This window comes from Rhodococcus sp. MALMAid1271 (assembly GCF_049195265.1).
Lineage (GTDB): Bacteria > Actinomycetota > Actinomycetes > Mycobacteriales > Mycobacteriaceae > Rhodococcoides.
Genome location: NZ_JBMIRQ010000091.1, coordinates 57,834 through 64,138 on the forward strand (window position 1 = coordinate 57,834; position 6,305 = coordinate 64,138).

Consider the following 6,305-nt stretch of genomic DNA (forward strand, 5'->3'; position numbering starts at 1 on the left):
AAAGTAAGGCTCATGACGCAGACAGACGAACAGCAGTTCCGGATCGAGCACGACACCATGGGAGAGGTACGCGTTCCCATCGACGCGCTCTGGCGTGCCCAGACTCAACGTGCGGTGGAGAACTTCCCCATCTCGGGGCGGCCGCTCGAACGCACCCAGATCCGCGCGATGGGTCTGCTCAAGGCGGCGTGCGCTCAGGTCAACAAGGATCTCGGTCTGCTCGACGGCGGCCTCGCCGACGCCATCATCGCGGCTGCCAACGAAATCGCCGAGGGCAAGCACGACGACCAGTTCCCGATCGATGTGTTCCAGACCGGCTCGGGCACCAGCTCGAACATGAACGCCAACGAGGTCATCGCGTCGATCGCGAAGGCCAACGGCGTCGAGGTGCACCCCAACGACCACGTGAACATGTCGCAGTCCTCGAACGACACGTTCCCGACGGCCACCCACGTCGCCGCCACCGAGGCAGCAGTCACCTCGCTGGTTCCCTCGTTGAAGCACCTGCACGAGGCGCTCGCCGCGAAAGCCGTCGAGTGGAAGACCGTCGTGAAGTCCGGCCGCACCCACCTCATGGATGCCGTCCCGGTCACCCTCGGCCAGGAATTCGGCGGCTACGCCCGTCAGATCGAAGCGGGCATCGAGCGCGTCGAGGCGACCCTGCCTCGCCTGGGTGAACTGCCCATCGGCGGTACCGCCGTCGGAACCGGCCTCAACGCACCCGACGGCTTCGGCCCGAAAGTCGTTGCGGAGCTGGTCAAGTCGACCGGAATCGAGGCGCTCACCGCCGCCAAGGACTCGTTCGAGGCACAGGCCGCGCGCGACGGACTCGTCGAGGCATCGGGCGCACTGCGCACCATCGCGGTCTCGCTGACCAAGATCGCCAACGACATTCGCTGGATGGGATCGGGCCCGCTCACCGGACTCGGCGAGGTCGCCCTACCGGACCTGCAGCCCGGCAGCTCCATCATGCCAGGCAAGGTCAATCCTGTTCTCCCCGAAGCTGTTACGCAGGTCGCGGCTCAGGTCATCGGCAACGACGCCGCGGTGGCATTCGGCGGTGCATCGGGCGCATTCGAGCTCAACGTGTACATCCCGATGATGGCGCGCAACGTCCTCGAGTCGTTCAAACTCCTCGCCAACGTCTCGGTCCTGTTCGCCGACAAGTGCGTCGTCGGACTGACCGCCAATGTGGAGCACCTCAAGACCCTCGCCGAGTCCTCGCCGTCCATCGTGACGCCGTTGAACTCCGCGATCGGCTACGAGGAAGCTGCCGCCGTCGCCAAGCAGGCGCTGAAGGAGAAGAAGACGATCCGTCAGACGGTCATCGACCGCGGGCTGATCGGCGACAAGCTCAGCGAGGCCGAACTCGACAAGCGCCTCGACGTTCTCGCCATGGCGAAGGTCGAGGACTAGCTTTCCCGTTCGCCCCCGAAACGCGTGAATGGTCCATTGCACCGCCGAGACGTGTGTGCAATGGACCATTCACGCTTTCGAAAGGGGGTGAACCTCAGGCGAGGTGAGCGAGTTCCTCGCGTGCCTTCAGCCCATCCTCGCCCAGATCGGTGCGGTCGAAGATCTTCCAGCCCGCGAGCAGCGGCTTGAACACCTTCTCGCGTTCCTGATCGGCGTCGTAGATACCGGCATCGGCCAAGGCGACGGTGCTGTTACCCCGCTCGGGCAGATCCACCACGGGAATCTCGAAGCCGTTGATGCGATCGGCGACTGCGCGAGCGGCCTGGTCCGGCACCACGGCGAATGCCTCGTCGAGGATGTTGGCGTAGAACGTCGACTGCAATGCGTCGTCGTCGGCGATCTTGCCGAGGATGTTGGCCAGCACCGGGTCCTGACCGAGCGCGATCGTGTTGCGGTGGCGCAGCGAGGCTGCGGCTTCCTCGATGGCGAAATGCGCGAGGATGTCGAGCAGGTGACGACTGGGTGCGTCGTACCCGGTCGTCATGTGCTCCATCCGGACGCGCTCGAGAGCGACCGGATCCACAGCGCGAGTGAGCACCAGGAAGTTGCGCAGCACGATCGACTGCCGATTTTCCTCCGACGTCCACCGACCGGTCCACTTCCACCAGGCTCCGAGGCCGGTGAGGGCGTGGGCAAGTTCGCGGTGGTACGCGGGCAGGTTGTCGGCAACGAGGACGCCGACCGTGGCGGAGAGGATTTCGACATCGCTCAGATGGGACTGCTCGGGCGTCCAATCCTCGCCGCCGAGGAAGGCGAAGTTCTTGCCCTCGTCGAACGGGGCGAGGTCATGGGGGTGCCATTCGCTCGCTGCCTCGATGTGGCGTTTCAGATTCTCTTCGACCGCGGGCTCCAAACGGACCAGCAGATCACCGTCGGACAGGTTCGTAGACATGCGGTAACCGTAGCGCCTGCGCCCAGACGTCCAACGCCGTGCCCCTGACCTCTGTGAATTCTCCTGAAACCGGGTCGGCGCAGGTCTACTCTCTAGGGCAACCAGTCACCGAAGTGAGGACTACTCGTGATGCGGTCGGGTCGAGATTGTCTGTGTCTTGCTGTTGTGTGCTCGATGTTGGTGCTGGTCGGGTGCTCGAACGACGCGCCGCCGACCGCCAGTCCGCCGCCGTCCGAGTCCGCACCGACAGCGGACCTGTCCCCCGGCCAGGTCGCAGGCGTCGATGTTCCGGCCGGCCGCATCGACGATGCCGTCGGCAAGCTTGACGGCATCGTGGAGGAGCTGATGGCGTCGTCGAACATTCCCGGGATGGCCGTCGCTGTGGTGCACGGCTCCGATGTCCTCTACTCGAAGGGTTTCGGGGTTCGTGAGGTGGGCAAGGACGACCCGATCGACGGCGACTCGGTGTTCCAGCTGGCGTCGCTGTCCAAGTCGGTCGGGGCGACGGTCGTCGCGTCCCAGGTGGGAGCTGGAGTAATCGACTGGTCGACACCGGTGGTCTCACAGTTGCCGTGGTTCGCCCTCGACGACCCGTGGGTGACCCGGAACGTCACCGTCGCCGACCTCTACGCGCATCGAAGCGGGCTGCCCGATCACGCAGGAGACCTGCTCGAAGATCTCGGCTACGACCGCAGGCAGGTTCTCGAACGGTTGCGGCAGGTGCCCCTCGACCCGTTCCGCTCGACGTACCACTACACCAACTTCGGGGTCACCGCCGCAGCCGAGGCCGTCGCGGCAGCGTCGGGTAAGGACTGGGACACCCTCAGCCAGGACGCGATCTACGGACCGCTCGGCATGACCTCGACGAGCTCGTCGTTCTCCGATTACATGGATCGGTCCGATCGGGCCGTGCCTCACGTCCTCGTCGACGGCGAATATCAGCCGAAATATCAACGCGACCCCGACGCACAGACCCCGGCAGGCGGGGTCAGCTCCTCGGTGAACGACCTCGCGAAATGGCTCACGATGCTCAACGCGGACGGAGGAGAACTGCTCGACCCCAAGGCCCTTCTGCCTGCAGTGCGCGCGCAGATCGTCTCGGACCCGTCGGCCACACCGGACTCGCGCGCCGGCTACTACGGGTATGGATTCAACGTCTCCAACAACGGGGCAGGTCGCACGACGGTGAGTCATTCGGGCGCGTTCGCGCTCGGCGCAGGCACCAACTTCGTATGGATTCCCTCGCTCGACGTCGCCATAGTCGTGCTGACCAACGCCGCACCACTCGGGATCGCCGAAACTGTGACAGCCGAGTTCGCGGACCTCGTCCAGTTCGGCGAGGTACGCGAGGACTGGCGAACGCTGTACAAGAACGCATTCGCCGGAATGAGTAACCCGGCGGGCGAGCTCGCAGGCAAGACTGCCCCCGCGAATGCTGCTGCGCCCCAACCTCTCGCGTCGTACGTGGGGGTATACCAGAACAGCTACTGGGGGCCGGCGACGGTGGCGGAGGCCGACGGGGAGCTGACGTTGGCCCTCGGGCCGAACGGAACCTCCTACCCGTTGTCGCACTGGGACGGTGACACGTTCACGTTCGAGCCGAGCGGCGAGAATGCACCCGACGGGTCCATTTCGCAAGCGAAGTTCGACGCGAACACGCTGACGCTCGAGTTCTTCGACGGCAGTGGATTGGGGCGGTTCATCAAGTGACCGAGACACAGCAGCCAACCGCGATCGTCGCAGACATGCTCTACGCGGTGAGGGATCGCGATACCGACCGCGCGATGGCTCTTCTGCACGAGGAGATCGTCTGGCACAACGTCGGGCTCCCGAAGGTGCGCGGCTCCTCGAACGTCGGATGGTTCATGAAGGCACTTGCCAAGCCTGCGTACGGATTCGACGTCGAGATTCACCACATCGCAGCCGACGGAGACATCGTTCTCACCGAACGCACGGACGCGTTGATCTGGCGTCGACTGCGAATCGAGTTCTGGGTATGCGGAACCTTCGAGATGCGCGACGGCACAGTGGCCGTGTGGCGTGATCATTTCGACAATGTGGATTTCCTCAAAGGCGTTGTCCGCGGAGCCTTCCGGGCGATAACTGGCCGGTGACCAGGTGAGCGGAACTTCGCCGTGTGCTACGAAGTTCCGCTCACCAGAGTCAGGCTCCGGAGGGGCCGAATTCCTCGAGCATCTCGGTCACCAGCGCAGCAATCGGTGAACGCTCACTGCGGCTGAGGGTGATGTGCGCGAAAAGTGGATGCCCCTTGAGCTTTTCGATCACGGCAGCAACACCGTCGTGCCGTCCGACGCGGAGGTTGTCTCGCTGCGCGACGTCGTGAGTGAGTACGACGCGTGAGCCCGAACCCAGCCGGGACAGCACCGTCAGCAACACATTGCGCTCCAGCGACTGCGCCTCGTCGACGATGACGAAGGAATCGTGCAACGACCGACCGCGAATGTGCGTGAGCGGCAACACTTCCAACATCCCGCGGGCGATGACCTCTTCCATCACCTCGGGGCTCGCGAGCCCTTCGAGGGTATCGAACACCGCCTGCCCCCACGGGCCCATCTTCTCACTCTCGCTACCTGGTAGGTAGCCGAGTTCCTGTCCACCGACCGCGTAAAGCGGCCGGAACACAACGACTTTCCGATGCGACCGACGCTCGAGCACCGCTTCGAGCCCGGCCGTCAGCGCCAGCGCCGACTTACCCGTTCCGGCCTTACCACCCAACGAGACGATGCCGATGCTCTCGTCGAGCAGCAGGTCCAGCGCCACCCGCTGCTCCGCCGAACGCCCGTGCAGGCCGAATGCCTCTCGCTCACCGCGAACCAACTGAATCTGCTTATCGGGAGTCACCCGACCCAACGCGCTCTGGCGACCCGCCAGCAACCGAACCCCGGTGTGGCACGGGAGGTCTCGCGCCTCGGCAAGATCGATGACGCCGTCGTTGAACAGCGTGTCCACTGCATCGGGCTGCACGTCGAGCTCGGTCATCCCCGTCCAACCGGACGGCACCACATCGTGAGCGTGATATTCGTCGGCGGGAAGGCCGACGGCACCGGCCTTGACTCGCAGCGGGATATCCTTGCTGACGAGCACGACATCCTTGCCCTCTGCCTTCAGATTGAGTGCACAGGCGAGGATCCTCGAATCGTTGGTGTCGGTGCGGAAGCCCACTGGAAGCACCGAAGGATCGGTGTGATTGAGCTCGACTTGCAGTGTGCCACCGTCGGTTCCGATCGGAACAGGCTGATCGAGTCGGCCGAATTCGACGCGGAGATCATCGAGCATCCGTAAGGATTCCCGCGCGAACCACCCCAGCTCGTGGTGGTGGCGTTTGCCCTCCAACTCGCTGATGACCACCAGCGGGAGAACCACATTGTGCTCGGCGAACCGAATGACTGCCCAGGGGTCCGAAAGCAACACCGAGGTGTCCAGCACGAAGGTCCGAAGAGGGGCGGAAACGGAGCGTGAAGTGGTCACGTGGGGCTCCTATGTTCGCACGACACCGCACGAACGTTGGTCGCTCGGGCCGGTCGGTCCTGACGTGTCAGATGACACGAGGGCCGGGTGCCGGCCCTCTCGCGCTCACTAGCTCAGTCACGTATCAGAACCTCCCGCACAGGTAGCTTCCCCGCTGCCTGTTACTGCCGACGGTACCGCCGAAACCCGGGTTCGGCTCGCTGGGAGTCTGGCGTGTCGGTGAACAACGCGTTACGTCGACATCGGACCTGGTCGACAGTCGCCCGGTGTCGAAACCGCCCTCCCCGTACGCGTGAATGGACCCTTGCATTGCACTGGACCCCGTGGGTTGGACCGTTAATGGAAATCCTAGGCTGCGAGGGCCTGGGCTCGGTATTGCACCGGGCTCAGGCCGTCGAAGCGTAGCGAGATGCGGTCGTTGTTGAACCAGTCGATGTAGTCCTCGATC

Annotated in this window: 6 protein-coding genes; 3 read left to right on the plus strand and 3 right to left on the minus strand. The window is 64.3% G+C overall.

Going from position 1 to position 6,305, the window contains the following annotated elements; all coding sequences use genetic code 11:
- The first annotated feature begins 12 nt into the window (after window positions 1–12).
- Entirely contained in the window at window positions 13–1,416 is a 1,404-nt protein-coding gene (locus ACOQFP_RS14380) for a class II fumarate hydratase (protein ID WP_206486748.1), read from the plus strand.
- Between the two features lie 94 nt (window positions 1,417–1,510).
- Here ACOQFP_RS14380 and ACOQFP_RS14385 read toward each other — a convergent pair whose 3' ends face one another.
- Window positions 1,511–2,368: an acyl-ACP desaturase gene (locus tag ACOQFP_RS14385; RefSeq protein WP_421584702.1), complete on the minus strand. Its 858-nt coding sequence runs from the start codon at window positions 2,366–2,368 to the stop codon at window positions 1,511–1,513.
- 174 nt (window positions 2,369–2,542) lie between these two features.
- Here ACOQFP_RS14385 and ACOQFP_RS14390 point away from each other — a divergent pair, with 174 nt between their 5' ends.
- A complete protein-coding gene (locus ACOQFP_RS14390; RefSeq protein ID WP_421584703.1) occupies window positions 2,543–4,078 on the plus strand; it encodes a serine hydrolase in 1,536 nt (511 codons plus the stop codon).
- A complete protein-coding gene (locus ACOQFP_RS14395) occupies window positions 4,075–4,482 on the plus strand; it encodes a limonene-1,2-epoxide hydrolase family protein (RefSeq protein WP_206486745.1) in 408 nt (135 codons plus the stop codon). The genes ACOQFP_RS14390 and ACOQFP_RS14395 overlap by 4 nt, the downstream gene beginning before the upstream one ends.
- A gap of 49 nt (window positions 4,483–4,531) precedes the next feature.
- Here the strand turns inward: ACOQFP_RS14395 and ACOQFP_RS14400 are convergent, their stop codons facing one another.
- The gene (locus ACOQFP_RS14400; RefSeq protein WP_206486744.1) at window positions 4,532–5,857 is read right to left on the minus strand and encodes a PhoH family protein; all 1,326 of its coding nucleotides are present in this window, start codon (window positions 5,855–5,857) and stop codon (window positions 4,532–4,534) included.
- A 348-nt stretch (window positions 5,858–6,205) separates the two neighbouring features.
- The coding region (locus ACOQFP_RS14405; RefSeq protein WP_421584037.1) for an IS3 family transposase at window positions 6,206–6,305 on the minus strand (100 nt) is incomplete at its 5' end.